The organism is Arsenicibacter sp. R0_47 (assembly GCF_057652235.1).
The window spans coordinates 18,102-35,490 of record NZ_JBYFCJ010000042.1 but is presented as its reverse complement, the minus strand read 5'-3'; the positions used below and the strand labels follow the sequence as shown (position 1 = coordinate 35,490).

General features: G+C 53.5%; 19 protein-coding genes. 2 read left to right on the top strand and 17 right to left on the bottom strand.

All coding sequences use genetic code 11. The features are described from left to right. The 8 genes from AC23NW_RS33465 to AC23NW_RS33430 form a co-directional block, all read right to left on the bottom strand. Entirely contained in the window at positions 1–1,449 is a 1,449-nt protein-coding gene (locus AC23NW_RS33465; protein WP_171044961.1) for a heavy metal-binding domain-containing protein, read from the bottom strand. Continuing rightward, entirely contained in the window at positions 1,427–2,800 is a 1,374-nt protein-coding gene (locus tag AC23NW_RS33460; RefSeq protein WP_487454993.1) for a TolC family protein, read from the bottom strand. Before AC23NW_RS33460 ends, AC23NW_RS33465 begins: the two co-directional genes overlap by 23 nt. Further along, positions 2,751–4,694 (bottom strand): efflux RND transporter permease subunit, encoded by a 1,944-nt coding sequence (locus tag AC23NW_RS33455; protein ID WP_487454992.1) that lies wholly within the window; start codon positions 4,692–4,694, stop codon positions 2,751–2,753. Before AC23NW_RS33455 ends, AC23NW_RS33460 begins: the two co-directional genes overlap by 50 nt. Positions 4,695–4,704: 10 nt before the next feature. Further along, a complete protein-coding gene (locus tag AC23NW_RS33450; RefSeq protein WP_487454991.1) occupies positions 4,705–5,328 on the bottom strand; it encodes a class I SAM-dependent methyltransferase in 624 nt (207 codons plus the stop codon). After that, a complete protein-coding gene (locus tag AC23NW_RS33445) occupies positions 5,315–6,709 on the bottom strand; it encodes an efflux RND transporter permease subunit (RefSeq protein ID WP_246082386.1) in 1,395 nt (464 codons plus the stop codon). The genes AC23NW_RS33450 and AC23NW_RS33445 overlap by 14 nt, the downstream gene beginning before the upstream one ends. A gap of 116 nt (positions 6,710–6,825) precedes the next feature. After that, positions 6,826–7,194 (bottom strand): hypothetical protein, encoded by a 369-nt coding sequence (locus AC23NW_RS33440; protein ID WP_487454990.1) that lies wholly within the window; start codon positions 7,192–7,194, stop codon positions 6,826–6,828. 242 nt (positions 7,195–7,436) lie between these two features. Beyond that, entirely contained in the window at positions 7,437–7,664 is a 228-nt protein-coding gene (locus tag AC23NW_RS33435; protein ID WP_138507205.1) for a heavy-metal-associated domain-containing protein, read from the bottom strand. 101 nt (positions 7,665–7,765) lie between these two features. After that, entirely contained in the window at positions 7,766–8,305 is a 540-nt protein-coding gene (locus AC23NW_RS33430) for a helix-turn-helix domain-containing protein (protein ID WP_293690896.1), read from the bottom strand. A 245-nt stretch (positions 8,306–8,550) separates the two neighbouring features. Between AC23NW_RS33430 and AC23NW_RS33425 the strand changes: the two genes are divergently transcribed. Then, on the top strand, positions 8,551–8,769 hold the full coding sequence (locus AC23NW_RS33425; protein WP_138507206.1) for a hypothetical protein: 219 nt from the start codon (positions 8,551–8,553) through the stop codon (positions 8,767–8,769). Positions 8,770–8,835: 66 nt separating this feature from the next. Here the strand turns inward: AC23NW_RS33425 and AC23NW_RS33420 are convergent, their stop codons facing one another. The 9 genes from AC23NW_RS33420 to AC23NW_RS33380 all read right to left on the bottom strand — a co-directional run bounded on the left by AC23NW_RS33420 (position 8,836) and on the right by AC23NW_RS33380 (position 16,146). Continuing rightward, the gene (locus AC23NW_RS33420; protein ID WP_487454989.1) at positions 8,836–9,402 is read right to left on the bottom strand and encodes a helix-turn-helix domain-containing protein; all 567 of its coding nucleotides are present in this window, start codon (positions 9,400–9,402) and stop codon (positions 8,836–8,838) included. Between the two features lie 53 nt (positions 9,403–9,455). Further along, a complete protein-coding gene (locus AC23NW_RS33415) occupies positions 9,456–9,947 on the bottom strand; it encodes a DUF3347 domain-containing protein (RefSeq protein WP_138507208.1) in 492 nt (163 codons plus the stop codon). A gap of 67 nt (positions 9,948–10,014) precedes the next feature. Continuing rightward, positions 10,015–11,505 (bottom strand): multicopper oxidase family protein, encoded by a 1,491-nt coding sequence (locus AC23NW_RS33410; RefSeq protein WP_138507209.1) that lies wholly within the window; start codon positions 11,503–11,505, stop codon positions 10,015–10,017. Next, positions 11,502–12,281, bottom strand: a complete 780-nt coding sequence (locus AC23NW_RS33405) for a hypothetical protein (RefSeq protein WP_138507210.1) — start codon at positions 12,279–12,281, stop codon at positions 11,502–11,504. The genes AC23NW_RS33410 and AC23NW_RS33405 overlap by 4 nt, the downstream gene beginning before the upstream one ends. Before the next feature lie 6 nt (positions 12,282–12,287). After that, positions 12,288–13,004, bottom strand: coding sequence for a DUF2231 domain-containing protein (locus tag AC23NW_RS33400; RefSeq protein ID WP_012931293.1), 717 nt, complete (start codon positions 13,002–13,004; stop codon positions 12,288–12,290). A 56-nt stretch (positions 13,005–13,060) separates the two neighbouring features. Further along, on the bottom strand, positions 13,061–13,504 hold the full coding sequence (locus tag AC23NW_RS33395) for an LURP-one-related/scramblase family protein (protein ID WP_012931292.1): 444 nt from the start codon (positions 13,502–13,504) through the stop codon (positions 13,061–13,063). After that, a complete protein-coding gene (locus AC23NW_RS33390) occupies positions 13,501–14,184 on the bottom strand; it encodes a class I SAM-dependent methyltransferase (protein WP_012931291.1) in 684 nt (227 codons plus the stop codon). Before AC23NW_RS33390 ends, AC23NW_RS33395 begins: the two co-directional genes overlap by 4 nt. A 4-nt stretch (positions 14,185–14,188) precedes the next feature. Beyond that, positions 14,189–15,055 carry a DUF2911 domain-containing protein gene (locus tag AC23NW_RS33385; protein WP_487454988.1) on the bottom strand — a complete coding sequence of 289 codons (867 nt, stop codon included), beginning with the start codon at positions 15,053–15,055 and terminating at the stop codon, positions 14,189–14,191. 14 nt (positions 15,056–15,069) lie between these two features. Beyond that, complete coding sequence (locus AC23NW_RS33380; RefSeq protein ID WP_487454987.1) at positions 15,070–16,146, bottom strand: YncE family protein; 1,077 nt, start codon at positions 16,144–16,146, stop codon at positions 15,070–15,072. A gap of 818 nt (positions 16,147–16,964) precedes the next feature. On the opposite strand from AC23NW_RS33380, the gene AC23NW_RS33375 reads away from it, so the two are divergent. Then, positions 16,965–17,333 (top strand): four-helix bundle copper-binding protein, encoded by a 369-nt coding sequence (locus AC23NW_RS33375; protein ID WP_012931288.1) that lies wholly within the window; start codon positions 16,965–16,967, stop codon positions 17,331–17,333. The last annotated feature ends 56 nt before the right edge of the window (positions 17,334–17,389 follow it).

Here is a 17,389-nt window from a genome sequence, read left to right as displayed (position 1 = left end):
CTATTTTGTGGTGGCTACGTTAACAAAACTTTCGCTGTCGATTAAAAATTGGGCATTGCGGGCAACGACCTGCTCACCCGTCAGCCCGCTGGTGATGGCAACATACCCACCTGTTTGCTGACCGATCTGCACCCGCACGGGCCGGAAGGTATTAGCCGCATCTTCTTGTTGCACAAAGGCGACCTGCTCGTTGCCTAAGTCGAGTATGGCCGTAGCGGGTAGCCAAAGCCCCGGCCCGCCCGACCGCCGAAGCGTAGCGCGGGCCAGTTGGCCCACCCGCACCGAATTACTCCCCGGCAGATACGCCCGCACGGTAACGAACTGCCCGTTTCCTTCAATAAAAGGCACTACAAAACTGACCCGTGCCCGGCGCGGAGCCTCGCCCGTCTGGTCGAAGGCAATGGTCAGCTCGTCGCCGGGTTTGATGCCAGCCGCATCGCGGGCGTAGAGCCGGAACTCGGCCCACAGGCGGCTGGGGTTTACGACCCGGAACAAGGTTTGCCCGGTCTGGACGTACTGCCCCTCGCGTAGCAGCAACGAGCCAACAACGCCCTCGCTCCCCGGCGCGGGGGTTGGCGTTGCAAACGTGATTTCATCCGTACCCGGAGAGCTTCCCCCGTCTGACATACCGCCCCCCATACCTTCTCCACCCCCCATGCCGCTACCGGCTCCGGCACTACCCATGCCGCCAGCAGCAGGCAAAGGCGGTGTACCCGCCGATTCTTCGATGACATACCCATCATAAGGGCTGTACACAGCCAAGGCATAACTGGGTTTACGAGTACGGGTCAGCTCATCAATCTGCCCGTCGGTTACGCCAAGCAATCGAAGCTTTTGTTTGGCTGCGGCAATCAGGGGAGCGTTGTCCGCATCCGCATCGAGTAAATAGAGCAGTTCACGTTGCGCCGTGACGATGTCGGGGCTGTAGAGTTCCAGTAGTTTCTGGCCCTTGCGAATGGGCTGATAATTAACGCGCACGTATAGCTTTTCGACACGTCCGCCGAACCGGGCTGGAATCGTGTAAAGTCGCCGGGTGTCGTAGGTTATGATGCCGTTAGCCTGTACGGATACCGCTGCCGTGCGTTGTTCGGGCTGCACGGTTGCAATATTGGCCACCACCACCGAGTTAGTGGGTTGTAACAGGGCTTTGAGGTCGGCATTGATCGCCAGACTGTCGCCACCGGCCGTTACTTTTTTCACCAAATCCATGCCACAAATGGGACACGAACCGGGTTTGCCCTGCACAATCTGCGGGTGCATGGGGCAGGTGTAAGCTTCCTCGGCGGTCTCGTGGGTATGACCGCTATGAACCCCTGTATTTGGGTTGGCCGGTGCCGTTGCTTCTTTGTTGTCGTTGTCTGCCTGGCAGCCTGCCAACAGAGTCAGGACAAGCCCGACGAGGGAGGCCATCAGCCCCAGCCTGTTCTTATTTCTCCAGTTCTCGCTCATAACTTACAATCATGCGGTAATACTCCTGTAGGCGCGTCAGATAATCCATCTGGGTCATGTTCAGTGTTTCCCAAGCATCAATCACCACGAACAGATCGCCTTTGTTCTGCTCGTAGGCAATTAGCTGGGTATCGTAGTTCTTGCGAATTGTTGGAATCACCCGCCGTTCATAATTCTCCAACTGCGTTCGCATCGTCCGAATGTCGGTGAGCATCTGGGCCACCATACCCTGCGTTTCAATAAGCATTCCTTCGCGTTCGTAGCGCATGGCCGCGATGTCCTGTTCCATGCCTTTGATTTCGGCCTTATACATCCGTGAGGCCCAGGGAAGAACGGGTATCGAGATCATCCCCATTATTGTCATCTGGGTTGGCATCATACTCTTCGTGCCAGCCAGGGGCTGCATATGGTCGAAGCGAACCCGGAAATCGGGCCGGGCCTGCGCCCGCTGCGCTTCAATACCCGCCCGCATACTCAGAATTTGTTTATCCATGCGCAGAATATCTGACCGGATCTGACTGATTTCCTCCGTCGATGGCACAACCGGCTGCGGTTCGGTGGGGCAGTAGGTGGTGTCAATCCCGAACGCTTCCGTTTGGGGGCGGTTCATCAGCGTGTTCAGGCCAATGCGTTTGCGTTGGATCTCCGACTCGGTCATTGTCACCATGTTGTCAAGCTCATACAGTCGGCCTTCCGCTTTGTAAATATTGCCCAGACTGCCCTGCTGATACGGGTAACGAATGTCAGCCAGCTTTTTCATTGTTTGCAGAATCTGCCGGTTCTCGGCCAGCACCGACCGCCGTTTTTCCAGCACCAGCCAGTCGAAGTAAAGCCCTTTGGCATCGGAGCGGAGCCGGTTGAGCGTGATGCCGCGACCAGCTTCTTCCACAGCCGCTTTCGACCGCTGAAATACTTGCTTCGCCCGTTGTTTGACGGGGTTGGGAATATCCTGTTCAATGGCAATCATACCATACCCCATATCCCGCTGATCCATGACCATTTGCATTGGATAGGGGGCCATGAAAACCCCGCCACCTACCATTGGAGCCATCCAACTCCGAGACCCTTCAGCATAGGCACGGGCGGCTGCCGCCCGGCTGCTGTAGGGTTTAAGCAGTGGGTTGTCTCGGTCGATACGAACCAACACACTGTCTAAAGCCAGCACCAGGCCGGATGGAGCAGCGGCCGAAGGCCGCACGTACTGGTCAGTCCCCGTCAGCGACTGCACGGCTGACGGGACTGGCTGGGGCCGCGTCTGGCCCAAACCAACCTGCGTTACCAGCAACGCGGCAAGCAGACTGTTAGTGAGAAGCTTCCAGCACATCCAGTTTACCAAATTTTTTAAGTTCATATTCTTTCGTCAGTAAGAAAATCAGCGGAGTCACCAGCAGAATGTGCGTCGAGGAAGTGAGTACCCCTCCAATCATGGGCAGCACGATGGGCAACATTACATCGCTCCCCACCCCCGATGCCCACAGCACCGGCACTAAGCCAAACAGGGCCACCGATACGGTCATGATTTTAGGTCGGAGCCGTTTGGCCGCGCCGTTGATAACGTATTCGCGCAACTCGTCGCGGCTGATGGTGTCGCGGGAATTACCCCGTTTTGCGACAAGTTGCTTCATGGCATCGTTGAGGTAGATCACCATCACCACGCCCGTTTCGACCGCAATACCGAATAGGGCGATAAAGCCAACCGCCACGGCCACTGACAGGTTTACCCCGTAGAAATAGACCATGTACGCCCCGCCGATCAGCGCGAAGGGAATCGTAATCAAACTCAGAAACGCTTCCCGCGCCGAACCAAAAGCGAGGTAGAGCGAGAGAAAAATGATCACCAGCACCACGGGGGCAATAATCATCAGCGTTTGCTTACCCCGAATCAGGTTTTCGTACTGCCCGCTCCATTCCAGAAAATAACCATTGGGCAGTTTCAATTCTTTGCTTACTTTATTGATGGCTTCCTGCACCGTTCCTCCCAGGTCGCGGTCGCGGACGTTGAACATCACCGCCCCCCTGAGCAGCGCATTGTCGGAGGTAATCATCGGGGGACCATCTTCAAACTTCACCGTGGCCACCGCCGAGAGCGGGATGGTACCGAACGAGGCCGTAGCAATCGGAATTCGCCGGATGCGCTCAACGCTGTTGCGATAGTCCTGCGCCAGCCGCACATTAATCGAGAACCGCCGACGACCTTCAATGGTCTGCCCGATGGGAGAACCGCCAATGGCCGATTCAACCACGCCGTTCACATTTTCCACGCTCAGTCCGTAGCGACCCAAGGCTTCCCGGTTTGCATCAATGGTCAGGTATTTGCCGCCCGTGACGGGTTCGACGTAGAGGTCTTTTACACCCGAAACACCTTCCAAAGCCGCCTTGACCTTCTCAGATACGGCGTAGATGCTGTCGAGCGACTGTCCGTGTACCTTGATGCCCACGTCGGTACGGATGCCTGTAGAGAGCATATTGATTCGGTTAATGATGGGCTGCGTCCAGCCGTTGACCACGCCCGGAATCTGAAGTTTGGCATCCAGCTCGTTGATGAGGTCTTTCTTGGTGATGCCTTCCCGCCACTCGGACTTGGGTTTGAGCATGATAATGGTCTCGATCATGCTGATGGGTGAGTTATCCGTAGCTGTCGATGCTCGCCCCGCTTTCCCCAACACCTTATCGACTTCCGGCACCGACTTAATCAACTTATCCTGCACCTGCAAAATCCGTTTAGCTTCGGCGTTCGATACGTCGGGTAGCGTAACCGGCATGAACAGAATGCTTTGTTCGTCCAACGGCGGCATAAACTCCGAACCCAGACTCATCAGCATTGGTATACTAATAGCCAGGGCTAACAGGTTGATACCAATCGTCGTCTTACGCCAGCGCATCACCCACCGGATGATGGGTTCATACACCCGTTCTAAGAAGCGATTAATCGGGTTAGCGTGGTCATCCTTGAAGCGGCCCTTCATGAACAGCGATAGCATCACCGGGGCCAGCGTCACCACTAATAGCGCATCAACCAGCAGGATAAACGTTTTGGTCCAGGCCAGGGGGTGAAACAACTTTCCTTCCTGCCCGGTCAGCAGAAACACCGGCAGAAACGACGTAATGATGATAATGGTCGAATAGAACACCCCCCGCGACACCTGAATGCTCGACCGCTCGATGATCGCCAGCCGTTCCTCGTCGGGGATTTCAACGTAGTTTTTAGGCCCGAATCCGAACCTTTTCTTTATCTTTTCCCACATGGTCTTTGAATCAGTTTTGATGCACTCGCTGAAACGAGCAGAACAGAAAGTTCTGATTCGTATCGAAGGGCGTAATGTGGTCCTCAGTAATGCACCGAAGTTTGCGGAAACCGCGAGCCAGCTCGTCAGTGAGGGTCTGTTCACTGTAGCGTCGAATGGGCAAACCGCTGCATTTTTCCGGGCCTGTTTCGGAGAATGTGCCAATAGTGACGTAGCCATTAGGAGACACACCAACACGGGCCGTGGTCATATACCGATTAATTTGTTCGGCGGTAGTCAGGAAGTGAAATGCCGCCCGATCATGCCAAAAGTTGAAGGGTTGAATCGGCGCGTAAGTTGTGATGTCACTCACAATCCATTCTACCCGATCCCCCCGTTCGCCCAACCGTTGTTTAGCCCGGTTGAGGGCTACTTCGCTGATGTCAAGGACGCTGATGTCTTCGTAGCCTTCATCCAGCAGAAAATCAACGAGCTTGCTGTCGCCCCCGCCGATGTCGATAATACGGGCCGACTTAGGCAACTGTGCCTGCCGAATGAAATCCAGCGACGTGACTGGTATTTCCTGGGTCCAGCTAACCTCGACAGCTTGCTTAGTTTGGTAGATGGTCTCCCAATGCTTTTTAGGTGCGTTCATTTCCATAGATCTCGGTTGGTTGAGGGGTAGCGGGGCGGTGCTTTTGTCCGTTCAGTTTGCCCTGATCGGTATTGTCAGGCTGGGTCGTTGGCGGTTGCTGATTGCGCTCTGCCATTAATTCAGCCTGCCGGGTGGCTAAGTTCTTATAGGCGTTTTCGGCCATAATGATGCCGTTATCGACGATCACCCCGATAGCCAGCGCGATGCCTGTCAGGGACATGATATTGGAGGAGATATCGAAGGCGTTGAGCAGAATAAAGCTCGTGGCGATGGTGATCGGAATCTGAATAATGATGCTGATGGCCGACCGCCAGTGCAGCAGGAACAGAATCACTACCAGCGACACGACAATCATTTCTTCAATCAGCGTGTGCTGAATCGATGCAACTGATTCCTGAATCAGCCCGCTACGGTCATAGACGATGTTGAACGTTACGCCTTCGGGTAGTCCCTTAGCTACCTCTTCCATTTTCTTCTTGACGTCGCCAATCACCTCGTCGGCGTTCTCGCCGTAGCGCATCACCACGATGCCGCCCACGGCCTCACCCTGCCCGTTCAGGTCGAAGATGCCCAGCCGGGTTTCGCCCGTCATCTGCACCGTCGCTACGTCGGCTACGCGCACGGGAACGCTGCTGATCGTCTTGAGCGGGATATTCTGAATCTGCTCGACCGATTGCAGATAGCCCGTCGTCTTGATAATGTAACCTATACCGCTGAGTTCAAACTTGCGGCCCCCGGCTTCGTTGTTGTTGGCCCGGATAGCCCCGATGACCTGCGGTACCGACAGACCGTAGTAAGTCAGCTTGTTGGGGTCAAGCGTCACCTGGTACTGCTTCTGAAAGCCACCAAACGACGCGATTTCGGCCACGCCCGGCACGTTCTGTAACCCAAATTTGACGTACCAGTCCTGTACGGCCCGCTGCTCACCGAGATCCATAGCGGGCGCATTGAGCGTGTACCAGAGAATATGCCCCACGCCCGTACCGTCGGGGCCAAGCGTCGGCGAAACGCCCCCCGGCAGCAGCCGGGCCGCATAGTTGAGCCGTTCCAATACCCGCTCTCTGGCCCAATACACCTCCGTGTCGTCGTTGAAAATGACATAAACGAAGCTCATGCCGAACATGGACGTACCACGCACATATTTCACCTGTGGCAGTCCCTGAAGGTTCGTCACTAACGGGTAGGTAATCTGATCTTCGATGAGCTGCGGAGAGCGGCCCATCCATTCGGTAAAGACGATGACCTGATTCTCCGACAGGTCGGGAATCGCGTCAATCTTGCTCGTTCTGACGGAGTACACGCCCCAGCCGAACAGCCCGGCTGCAATCAGCAGGACGATGAATCGGTTGCGTATGGAGAATTTAATTAAGCCCTCAATCATTGGGGTAGAATGGTTAAGCGGTAAGCAAACAGTATATAACAGAATAACTCAGTAACTGGCGAAATGGCCCAATAAAGCCACGCACAGTCAATGGGTTACCAAGAAAATCGATAAATTCAGATAAGCAGAGTACGCAGACGCAGAAACACATCGCGCTCGAAGGGAGGGAAATCGTAGCTGTGCGACGGGCGCATACCTGCATCATGGCTGGCTGCCAGCAGAGAGCGGAGCCACTGATGATAGACCAGTACCAGCGAAGGTTGATCATTGAGAACGTCCTGGGCGGGGGCCACCGATACCCGAACCGAAACATCAGCCGGGTTCACCGTTGACGAGCAGGCTTCGGAAGCACAGGACGCGGCAGATTCCGACCTATTTTCGGCGTTGGTCGAATGACCAGCCGAGCAGCAACAGGTGCAGGGAACGGCGGATTGGGTAGGACAGGCACGGCCAGTAACAGGCCGGAAGCCACCGAGTACCAGCATTAGCCAGAGTCCCCAACTTACCAAGCCTATGTTTTTAAGTGTCCGCACCAATGACTGTTTAATGTGAAAACTAATTTAGCACAAAAATAGTGCAAAATCGAACGGGCTGAGTTATAAGATTAAGGCCCGTTTATTATAAAATAATTGGGATTTTAACCGAAATGAATGCGTCTATCCGTTGGCTAAAGCCGGTTGGTATACAGTTTATTATCAGACACCAACCGGTTTTAACCAAAAGGTTATTAACCTAACAATTCAGCTTTGTAACCGGCCTGCTGAACCGCCTGTTGAATCTGCTCGGCTGACACTCCATCTGCCTGTATCGTCAGCACTTTATTAGGGCTGGCCGTATCGACCTGCCAATGCTGTGCACCAACCGTTTTATCTAAAAATGGGGTTACAGTAACGATACAGCTGCCACACTTGATGTTTGTTTTAAACTGAATTTCAGATTGCTTTGTCGTTTCCATTTGTTTCACGAATTATCGGGTGAACTATAGACAAAGGTCTGCTATTCATAACCCGGATGCATTACACAATTTCGGGCAGTGCTTGTAAAATCTGTCGGTCGTTAGTTCATCCCAACGGGAGCAGTAACCAACCTGTGCGGTTTCTGGCCCATTCGGGCATCCCGGAGGGCCAAAAAATGAGCGGGTGGCAAGCCCCGCTCGGCATCTAAGTGCCTGATTAGATGGGCTTCGTCCTGATAGCCAGTTTGCCGGGCTACTTCAGCTATTGTTGCGTTGGAGTACGTGAGCCGTTCAATGGCCTTGTCTAAGCGTTGTAGCACGACATACCGACCGAACGTCATCCCTTCGGTCGCCAGAAATAAATCGTTAAGCTGTTCATAGGGGCAACGGGTCTGTTCGCTGAGGTGTTTTAAGAGGCTCCGAAGCGGTAGTGACCATTGGGCCAGACTATTCACTAATACGTTTTGGGCGTGTTCGATTACCTGCTGCTCCCGCTCATCCAACAGAAAAACTCCCCAGATACCAAGCAGAGGCTCCAGCTTGAGCCACAACCCCGTCTTCTTTATTGTAATCCTCCCCGGACGAATGGCGACGACCCGAAACCCGGCTTCCGAAAGTTCGTACCGAACACGTTGTATCAACCCGCTGCTGGTCAGTCCTTTAACCAATATAGTAGTCAGGCTGCTATTTATGTCTCCTCTCTCCCTGTTCATCAAACAAAAATGGGGAAACGAACCGGCTTTTGTTCTACAAAATTTTGGCCTGTCTTTACAGTTTTTTGCGAAATGAGCTAATCCAAAAATTTTACAAGTCTACCGTTGAACAACCGCGTCAGAGTAAGGTTCAAAACAGGTAGAAATAACATATTTCTTTTAACGAATTTGCCATGAAAAAGACAATCATTGCCTTTACGTTCTCGCTGCTGTTGGTTGGCGGAGGGTTCGCTCAAACCCAGAAACCCGCAAAAGCGGCCAAAAAACAGGCTAAGGCGACCAAAAAAATGGACCATAGTACCATGAAGATGAATGAAAAATCTGGCTCGATGCAGGGTATGGACCACAGTAAAATGGATCACAGTAAAATGAAGATGAAGAAAGATTCCTGAACCCACACAACGCGGCCCGGTCAAGTAGTTGACCGGGCCGCGTCCGTAACTGATCATTTCGACCGTCTATATCCAGTCCAGCGGGTTGCGGTCGGGTGCGTTCAGGTCGCGGTACGTAGAGGGGGTCAGGCCGGTTACCTGTTTGAATTGATTGGACAGATAGGATAAGCTGCTATAGCCTAACTGCGTGGCAATTTCACTAATTGACAACTCCCGATAACTCAACAATTCTTTGGCCCGTTCGACGCGCTGCATGATCCAAAACCGCTCAATAGTGATGTGTTCGGTGGTCGAAAAAATATGGCTAAGGTGGGCGTAGTCTTTACCGAGTTGTTGGGAAAGATAATCAGACAGGGTAATATTCAACTTCGCAATCTGTCCGCTTTGAATAAGGTCGATAATCAGTGATTTAATCTGGTTAACGGTTCGGGCGTTCCGGTCGGTCAGCAGCTCAAAGCCCAATGCCGCTAATCCCTCCTCCAGCACATCCAGCTCAATCAGGGTTCCTTCCACAGCCGCCCGGCCCAGTTCGATATGGCGAACCACGTACCCCTGTCGTTCGAGTTCCTGCCGAACCGCCCGCACGCAGCGGTCGCAAACCATGTTTTTGATATGAAGTTCCTGAATGGCCATTATAGACAAATTTTTGCGCCCGGCCATCCTGAGAAATGGCCAGGCGCAATCCCTTAAATTACTTCTTTCACCGAACCGCACTTCAGCATCTTGTCGCCATAATACGGGTTGCGAACTTCTTTTTTGTCGCTCAACCAGGAGGCTCCTTTACCGTTGGCAGCCATCGGGCAGAACTGCACGTAAGACTTGGCGGGTTTGGTGGCTTTGGCCAGCGAAATCATGCTGGTCGAGAGCATCTCGAACTGCGCCCGCTGATCGTCCACATCGGTTGATTTACCGATGGCAGCAGCGTGAGTTTTGGCCATCGCTAAGGCTTTCTTATCGGTGGCTGAGAGTTTAGCAGCCTCGACCTTGCTCAGGGCTGCGGTCAGCGAGGTTGCCTGCGCTTTGGCTTTGGCCGCATCAGTAGCAACAAGTGCGTCTTTTACGCCGTAGTAGGCGGTCAGTGCGGGGGCAGTGTCCTGCGCCGAGGCAGCCGCCGAAAAAAGGGAGAGACTCAAAGCCGCCACAGCGAACCGCAAGGCGGAGAAACGACTGGTTTTCATCCGTATTAAAAAATTAAGTGAAACAAAATGGTAAACTAAAATTGATTTAGGTGACTTTTTTTTGATGTTAACTAACCCGGAAGTTGAGCATCATGCCGTCGTCCTCGTGTTCGAGATTATGGCAGTGGAAGACGAATGTGCCGGGCTTCGTAAACTGAGCGATAATGCGAACCCGCTCACCAGGCATAACCAGAACGGTATCCTTCCAGCCCTTTTCGGTGGCATTCAACGCATTTCGTCCACCTACCCGGTTCAACACCTGGAAAAACGTTCCGTGCAGGTGCATGGGGTGGGGTTCGTCGCCCTTGCTGTTATCGAACTCCCAGATTTCCGTATCGCCGAGTTTAACCGACTCGTCAATCCGGCTGCTCAGGTACGTTTTTCCGCCAATGGTATGCATACCGCGCATCGCCATGCCGTTCATGCCTTCCATAGAAATCCCAATGTCGAACAGGCGGGTTTTGGTCGCTGAAGCCGTTGAAAGGGGCAAAACCGTTCCGAGGGTCGCGGGCATCTGAAACGGGTCGGTTTCGGCTTTATTGACCGTAAACTTGAGGATATTGAATGCCTGCCCGCCCTGCGAGGTGGCCCCGGTAAAGGAGTTACTTTTCAGAAACACGTCGGTTCCTACGGCGACTTTGCCAAAATCAACCAGCAGATCGGCGCGTTCGCCCGGTGATAACAACAGAGCCGTGACCTGTTCGGGGGCAGTCAACAGACCACCATCGGAGCCAATAATCCAGAAGGGGGCGTTGTTGCTCAGAGCCAGGTTATAGATTCGCCCGTTGGAGCCATTGACCACCCGTAGCCGGTACATGCGGGTCGATACCGTCTGTACGGCACCAGCAACACCATTGACGATGATAGTTTCGCCCATGTAGCCAATCATCACATCGTCTATACTGGGATTATAAGTAGGCGCACCGTTGCCGTCTAAGCGTTTGTCCTGGATCACCATAGGCAGTTCGTAACTGCCCGATGGCAGGTTTAGGGCGCGCTCGGCGGGGGTCTCGACGATAATCATGCCGGCAAGCCCCAGATTTGCCTGTTTGCCGGTTTTTTCATGGGGGTGGGGGTGATACCACGCCATGTTGGCAGCCTGATTCAGCCGAAACGTATAGGTGAACGCCCCCCCCGCTTGTACTAACTGAGTCGGATGGCCGTCCATCTCGGCAGGCACCAGCAGCCCGTGCCAGTGGATATTCGATTCTTCGTCTAAGTTGTTGGTGAAGCGTAACGAAACATCGGAGCCATTCTGTACCCGAATCGTTGGCCCGAGCATACCGCCCCGATACCCCAGCACTCGGGCATTTTTACCAGGCAGAATGGCATCAATGACCGATTTGGCCGTTAACTGACCGGTGTTCGTAATCGTTTCAGGAAACCGAAGGGGTGTCGTGAATGGAATTTCGGTTACCGACGGCCCCATGTTTTCCATGCCCGGAGTCATGTTCACGGCCGACATATCGTGGGTATTGCAACCCGTCAGCAGCGATGAGCCGGTAACAGACGCAACGGCTCCCAAACCAAGTGTCTTTAAAAAGTCCTGTCGATTCATGACGGAAGTGTAATTGGTTTAGGGCGATTAACTTTCTTTCGTCGGAGTTGGGGCGAGGAAACAAAATAGAGCGCGAACCCTGACGTGATGGTTAACAGGCCCAGAATAGAGAAAGCCCGCAGTAAGCCGTTGTTGATGTCGTCGCGGCCTTCGTAGTCCATCGTGTGCAGCATCCACAACAGGTCGAATATTCGCCAGGGATCGGTGCGAACGCTCTGCACGGTGCCCAACTGAGCCGCCACATATACCGTCGCGTGCGCCGGTTGCCGAAACGTTATGGCGTAGGCAGGCAGGGGTTTTTCGCGGTATTCGTGGTGGCCGTTGGTACTTGTCAGATACTCGACTCGCTCGACGGTAGATGGCCCCGCGAAGCGTTGTCTGGCTAACGCAGTAGCCTCCGCCTGCGTCAGTTCACCCCGGAGTTGTCCCGTCGCTGCGTCAGCTAACTGCACCTGCGCCATCGCGTGACCATTGCCATGTTGCATTCGGTAGTTTAGCTGGTAGATAGGCTGGTTCAGCACCTCAATAAGGGCTATGTTCAGGATAGAATCGACACCTTTTTGCTGCAAAGACCGAAGTGGAACCGACGGGGAAACCAGCGACATCGAAGCCGACAATCCGACAGCCGGGCGTTTGAGGTGGTCACCGTGGATGTCGTCCAGATTCGACCAGCTAAAATACAGCCCGCCCACCGTCCAGAGCAGAAACTGGATGCCAATGAACACCCCCAGGTAGCGGTGCGTTTTGCGAATGCGTAAATGCCAGGTTCGATTCATTCTCACTTACTTAGCTTCCTCTGGATGTTTGTGTTCGTGTCGATTTCCATCAGCAGCCCCTTCTTCATGCTGTTCGAGGTATGCCCCGCGCGGCCCAATACCGTACTGGTACGTCAATGCTCCGCCCTGATGCCCGGCCAGCCCTACGGCAATACCGGCCCCGACGAGGGCAATTGCCGTAACGCCCTCCAGCCACTTCAGCGGTCGCCAGAGCGTTACGCCTTTCAGCAGCGTACCGGCCAGCCCCAGCCAGAGGGTGTAATCGGCATAGGTTTCGTGGGTTTCTAAGGCTACCTGAGCAGCCTCGCTCAACCCATCCGTATGCGGATGCACAAACGTACCAGCCACGTATGCCCCCGCCGTTCCACCAAGGGCAACCAGGAAGGTCAACCAGTTCAGCGGACTGGATGGTCTGATCAGGGCAACCAGTTGCAGCAGCGCGGCCAGCAACAGCAGGATGATGGGCGCATGAACAACCATCGGGTGATAGGTTGGGTAGTCCGCTAAGGGGGCAGGCATGGGGGCCATTGCCTGCACCTCGTCCATGTGCATACTATCGGTAGCCATACCCGCGTGAGTCATCGGCCGGGCCGAGGTCATGGCCGAATCGTGTCGGGCCGAGTCTATGGGAGCTTTCTTCTTTTTGTGGCCGCCATGCCCAAAACTGAATTGTACTGACCCAACTAAAAGCAGCAGTACCCAGATGATGTGTCGTTGTCTCATAATCGTAGTATGTGTTAGCTAATCAGCCCGTATAAAAGGGACCTTATTATCCAGATTTATTGCTTATGTGTGTGCCCAGCCTGAAAGCAATGCAACGCACAAGCCGAGCCTTTGTAGCTGTCGTGTACGTTACCGATCTTTTTACCGTTCGCATCAACGATGTCGCAAGTCTCATCGGCGTTGTCCTTAATGGTGAACATCAGGTCGCCGTTGGCATCCATGTATGTTTTGCCATCTTTCCCCATGCGACCCATTTTTTTACCCGTTTTGGCATCTACTAAGTTGCCTTGCCCATCCACGAAAGCGATTTTCTGGCCCTTAGCATCCATAATCATCCGGTCTTTGGAAACCGTGCCAACCGTAGCGCCGGTGCCGTCTTTAACCTGCCCACTGGCATTGATGCTCATGGGATTTTTGTAGTTGGCTGACTGGGCCAGCAACAGCGAAGGCGTGCCCAACAGCAGGGCGAACAGGGCAAAAAACAGGGATTTGGTTTTCATCGTATTGTCGTTTGATTAATGTAGGTTGGTTTGACTGCATAGTACAAGGCCATTGTTCCAAAAAGGGTGTTGACTTGTCCGGTCTGAGTAATCTGCCGAAAACCACCATCGTAGAGCATATTTGGTATAAGCCCGCGTCCATTTGCCCTGGTTGTATCAAAACCGTCAAAGAGTTGAAGCCCGTAGAACAGCAGCCGCATGGCATCGTTGGCGGGTTCCCCCCAATCCGCTAAGGCAAGTGCGCCACCCGGTATCAGCACCCGCCACATCTCCCGGATTGACTGTTTTTTGTCTGTATCCGACAAGTGATGGAGCAATAAACTACAGGTCACAATGTCCATGCTTCCATCGGGATAAGGGAGGGCCGTCGAAAGTCCCTGTTCCAGTGTCACGGGCCACCCGGCGTGGGCGTGTTTTTGCCTGGCTATTGCCAAAACCGTCTCGTCACCATCAAGACCAAAAACGCTGGCATCAGGAAAGAGCCGATGCAACAGCAGAGCTTGTGTCCCCGTACCGCAACCGACATCCAGTACGTAATGCGGCTTTTGATCCCGTATTGGGTCAAGCAACAGCATTCGGAAAAGGTCTTCCCGCATAGTCAGGGCCATGATTTGGTCGTAAAACCGGGTCAGGCTGTTCCAACGCAGGGCTGGTTTGTAAGTCGGAGACAGCGTTTTCATAAAGTCACAGTTTCTTCTCCCACCCGGCAATCAATTGATTGTTCAGCGTGACGAACTCGGTAAACTTCTTTTCGGCGGCTAATTCCGACGATTTGCGGGCTACAGCAATGGCCGTTTTATAATCGCCTGTTTGTGCCAGCAACTTAGCCTGGAGGTGCAGGTAGTTGAAGGCCGGTTTGAGGGTGGCGGCTTTAGTGGCCCAGGCCAAAGCCTGTTTCGGGTCTTTACCCGCGTCGAAATAATACAGGGCCGACTGGTAAAATACGCCCGGCTCCTCGTCGGTAGCCGAGGCTGTGCGCTTCAAAATTTCGGTCGTAATCCGGTCGTCGGCATTGCTCACGAGCGGGAAATGAACTGACGTATTGGCCCAGGTCAGGTACAGGTTGGCCTGATTTTTCACGACATCCTGCACCTCGATGGTGAACGATTCGTAGAACCGCGCCGACGAATCAGGTTTGACGGCAAACCGCAGCACATCGTTTTTTGCGTCGTAGCCCGTCGTGCCGTGCCCTTCGGTGTAGGAATTCAGGATCACCGTCCACTCAGTGCGGGTGGGAATGGTGAAGAGCGAATACTTCCCGGCGGGCAGCGGTTTTCCGGCTACAGTCATCGGGTCGGAGATGGTCAGGATGGTGGCATCCGACGCGCCGGTGCGCCACAACTCGCCGTAGGGAACCAGCTTGCCGAAGATGACCCGGCCCTTCACCGCCGGGCGGGAGTAGTTGATCGTCAGGTCGGTAAAGCCGATTTTCTGCATCACCGTAGCCGATGGCGATGGTTCGGGCATACTCAGTTGGGCCAACGCGGGCCGGGCCATTAAGCCAGCCAGCAGGGCAATGGCCAGCATTGATTTTGTTAAGGAATTGGTCATGTGAATTGGTTAGATTAATACTTAAGCACGATGCCGTTGGGCTTCTTGCCAACTGAAATGTCTTTGATTTTAGTGCGCTTGGCTACGTCCAGAACAGACACCGTTGCGGCTCCCTGATTGGTGATATAGGCCGTGGCTCCGTCTTTGGTGAAAACAATAGCGTGGGCATCCAGGCCCGTCATAACCTCGTCCATCTTCATCCAGGCTCCATTCATTCGCTCGAAAATGACCACTTTATTGCCCGTTCCGGCCTGACTGACCCAGAGTTCGTTCCGGGTGGGATGATAAGCGGCATAACCCGGTGTAAAGCCCAGTTTCACGGTTTCGACCACCGATAGCGTGTTTACGTCAATGACGCTGATGCTTTGGCCTTTTTCATTATCCACGTACATTCGGCCATCCGCGCCCGGCCAGGCACCAACCGGGTCTTCACCAACGGCAATGGTCTTCGCCACCGACTTGTCAGAAACTTTAATGACAGACACTGAATTGCTCATGCCGTTAGCAACAAACGCATATTGCCCATTGGACGACATCGTTACCTCGGCGGGTTCCATACCGACCGTAATGGTATTTTTCAGAGCCATTGTACTGGCGTTATAAACCAGTACCTTGCCCGTCATATCCATTTGGGAAGTCCAGATTTCAGTTCCATCGGCGGAGAAAACGGCGTTATGGTTCATCACAGGAGTTTGCTGGTTTTGGGCTGTTTGGCCCGTTACCGGGTTGACCACCAGTACGCGGCCATTCATTCCGGTTGTTCCCCCCGTATGCCCGGCACTGAGGTCCATGCCCGGCACACCGATGCCCAGTTTGCTGCCATCGGGCGAAAGGTAAATATGGTGCGGCCACATAATCATGTTGCTCATGTTCATGCCGGTCATAGAAGCGTCCCCAAACGAAATAGTTTCTTTCACCTGTTGCCCGGTTAAGTCAATAACCGACAGGCTGTTTCCCTCAGCATTGACCACGTAGGCGGCTGGGTAGTTGATGTTCAGCATTGGCTGAGTTGCGTTCATGTTGTCCATGTTCATGCAACCTGCCAGGGGGATAAGCGGCAGTAATGCCACCAGTTTAGTGTACTTAGTCATTGTTTTAGTAGGTTTGTTGAATTTTATAGAAATACCGGACAACCTTACGTCGGATGTATATCCGAACAGAAATAAGACGATGCCAGGGGGAGAGACTACATGCCAAAAGCCGCAGACCAAGACGCACTGATGCGTCTGCCAGCGGTAATGGCACGAACGAATCGGCTCAGATAAGCCAACTACAGAGAGAGGTTAATCGGAAACGCCCGGATCGGATTAACGGATCGTCGGGCTGTTGGGGAGCAGAGGAAGGCTCACTAATCGGTAATAACACGGATAGGAACCGCGCTAACTGGGCAAAAGAGGGAAGATCACTGATAATCGGGTTCACCTCGATAGCGTGAACAGCGTTCGATTGTTCGGTTTTTAAGTGTTCATACCGAGCGACTTCCTTACAACAGGGTGTTCTGTGAATTGTCCGGGTTGATTTGTCCTGCGGACAGGCGGCTTCCTCTGAACAGGCTTTTAAACACGCCTTGGGCATTAGGTGGCTCTCGACCTTCTTGCCACTCATTAGGCACCAGTGGTCCACCACGACGAAACCACTGCTGGCAAACAGCACGGACCCCGCCAGCCACAAACACAGCAGACGAGTAAACCAGGACCGATGGACAACAGGGTTTTTCACGCTGCAAACATAGGGGTTATTCTGAATAGGTAGTGTTGTAAGATTTTCAGAGTGTCTTATAAAACTTTTCGTTTGTCTGTCAAGGTCAGCTGTTTACTCCTATTATCCTATCGAGTGGTCTGGGAAGAAAAACCTTACTTCATACAACCTGTTAATCACGTAGAAACAAAACCTCAAATTTATTTTAAGTATGACAACTGCCTTAGCCCCTCAACAGTATCAGGATTGCATCGAAGCCTGTCAGGCCTGCGCTGTCAGCTGCGATGCCTGCGTCGAAGCCTGCCTTTCAGAACAGGACGTAATGATGATGGTGGACTGCATCCGGCTCGACCGTGACTGTGCTAAAATCTGCTATACCGCCATCTCGTTTATGGCCAGTGGTAGCGCACACGCGGCCGATGTGTGTCAGCTTTGCGCCCACATCTGCGAAGCCTGCGCCACCGAGTGCGAAAAACATGCGGCTCACATGGACCACTGTCGGCAGTGCGCCGAAGCCTGCCGTCGGTGTGCCGAAGCCTGCCGCAAGATGGCACAGGGGGCGCATAGTATAGCCGCTTAATCAGTTTCCCTTTCTGTCAAAAAGCCCGTAATAGATCGTATTATGGGCTTTTTGAT

Bases quoted from the DNA above. Each gene is read 5' to 3' on its own strand.
- AC23NW_RS33405 (WP_138507210.1), bottom strand. From the start codon at position 12,281: ATGAATCGAACCTGGCATTTACGCATTCGCAAAACGCACCGCTACCTG.
- AC23NW_RS33390 (WP_012931291.1), bottom strand. From the start codon at position 14,184: ATGAAAACGCTGTCTCCGACTTACAAACCAGCCCTGCGTTGGAACAGC.
- AC23NW_RS33380 (WP_487454987.1), bottom strand. From the start codon at position 16,146: ATGACTAAGTACACTAAACTGGTGGCATTACTGCCGCTTATCCCCCTG.
- AC23NW_RS33455 (WP_487454992.1), bottom strand. From the start codon at position 4,694: ATGTGGGAAAAGATAAAGAAAAGGTTCGGATTCGGGCCTAAAAACTAC.
- AC23NW_RS33415 (WP_138507208.1), bottom strand. From the start codon at position 9,947: ATGAAAACCAGTCGTTTCTCCGCCTTGCGGTTCGCTGTGGCGGCTTTG.
- AC23NW_RS33410 (WP_138507209.1), bottom strand. From the start codon at position 11,505: ATGAATCGACAGGACTTTTTAAAGACACTTGGTTTGGGAGCCGTTGCG.
- AC23NW_RS33440 (WP_487454990.1), bottom strand. From the start codon at position 7,194: ATGCTGGTACTCGGTGGCTTCCGGCCTGTTACTGGCCGTGCCTGTCCT.
- AC23NW_RS33375 (WP_012931288.1), top strand. From the start codon at position 16,965: ATGACAACTGCCTTAGCCCCTCAACAGTATCAGGATTGCATCGAAGCC.
- AC23NW_RS33385 (WP_487454988.1), bottom strand. From the start codon at position 15,055: ATGACCAATTCCTTAACAAAATCAATGCTGGCCATTGCCCTGCTGGCT.
- AC23NW_RS33435 (WP_138507205.1), bottom strand. From the start codon at position 7,664: ATGGAAACGACAAAGCAATCTGAAATTCAGTTTAAAACAAACATCAAG.
- AC23NW_RS33395 (WP_012931292.1), bottom strand. From the start codon at position 13,504: ATGAAAACCAAATCCCTGTTTTTTGCCCTGTTCGCCCTGCTGTTGGGC.
- AC23NW_RS33400 (WP_012931293.1), bottom strand. From the start codon at position 13,004: ATGAGACAACGACACATCATCTGGGTACTGCTGCTTTTAGTTGGGTCA.
- AC23NW_RS33425 (WP_138507206.1), top strand. From the start codon at position 8,551: ATGAAAAAGACAATCATTGCCTTTACGTTCTCGCTGCTGTTGGTTGGC.
- AC23NW_RS33460 (WP_487454993.1), bottom strand. From the start codon at position 2,800: ATGAACTTAAAAAATTTGGTAAACTGGATGTGCTGGAAGCTTCTCACT.
- AC23NW_RS33445 (WP_246082386.1), bottom strand. From the start codon at position 6,709: ATGATTGAGGGCTTAATTAAATTCTCCATACGCAACCGATTCATCGTC.
- AC23NW_RS33420 (WP_487454989.1), bottom strand. From the start codon at position 9,402: ATGGCCATTCAGGAACTTCATATCAAAAACATGGTTTGCGACCGCTGC.
- AC23NW_RS33450 (WP_487454991.1), bottom strand. From the start codon at position 5,328: ATGAACGCACCTAAAAAGCATTGGGAGACCATCTACCAAACTAAGCAA.
- AC23NW_RS33465 (WP_171044961.1), bottom strand. From the start codon at position 1,449: ATGAGCGAGAACTGGAGAAATAAGAACAGGCTGGGGCTGATGGCCTCC.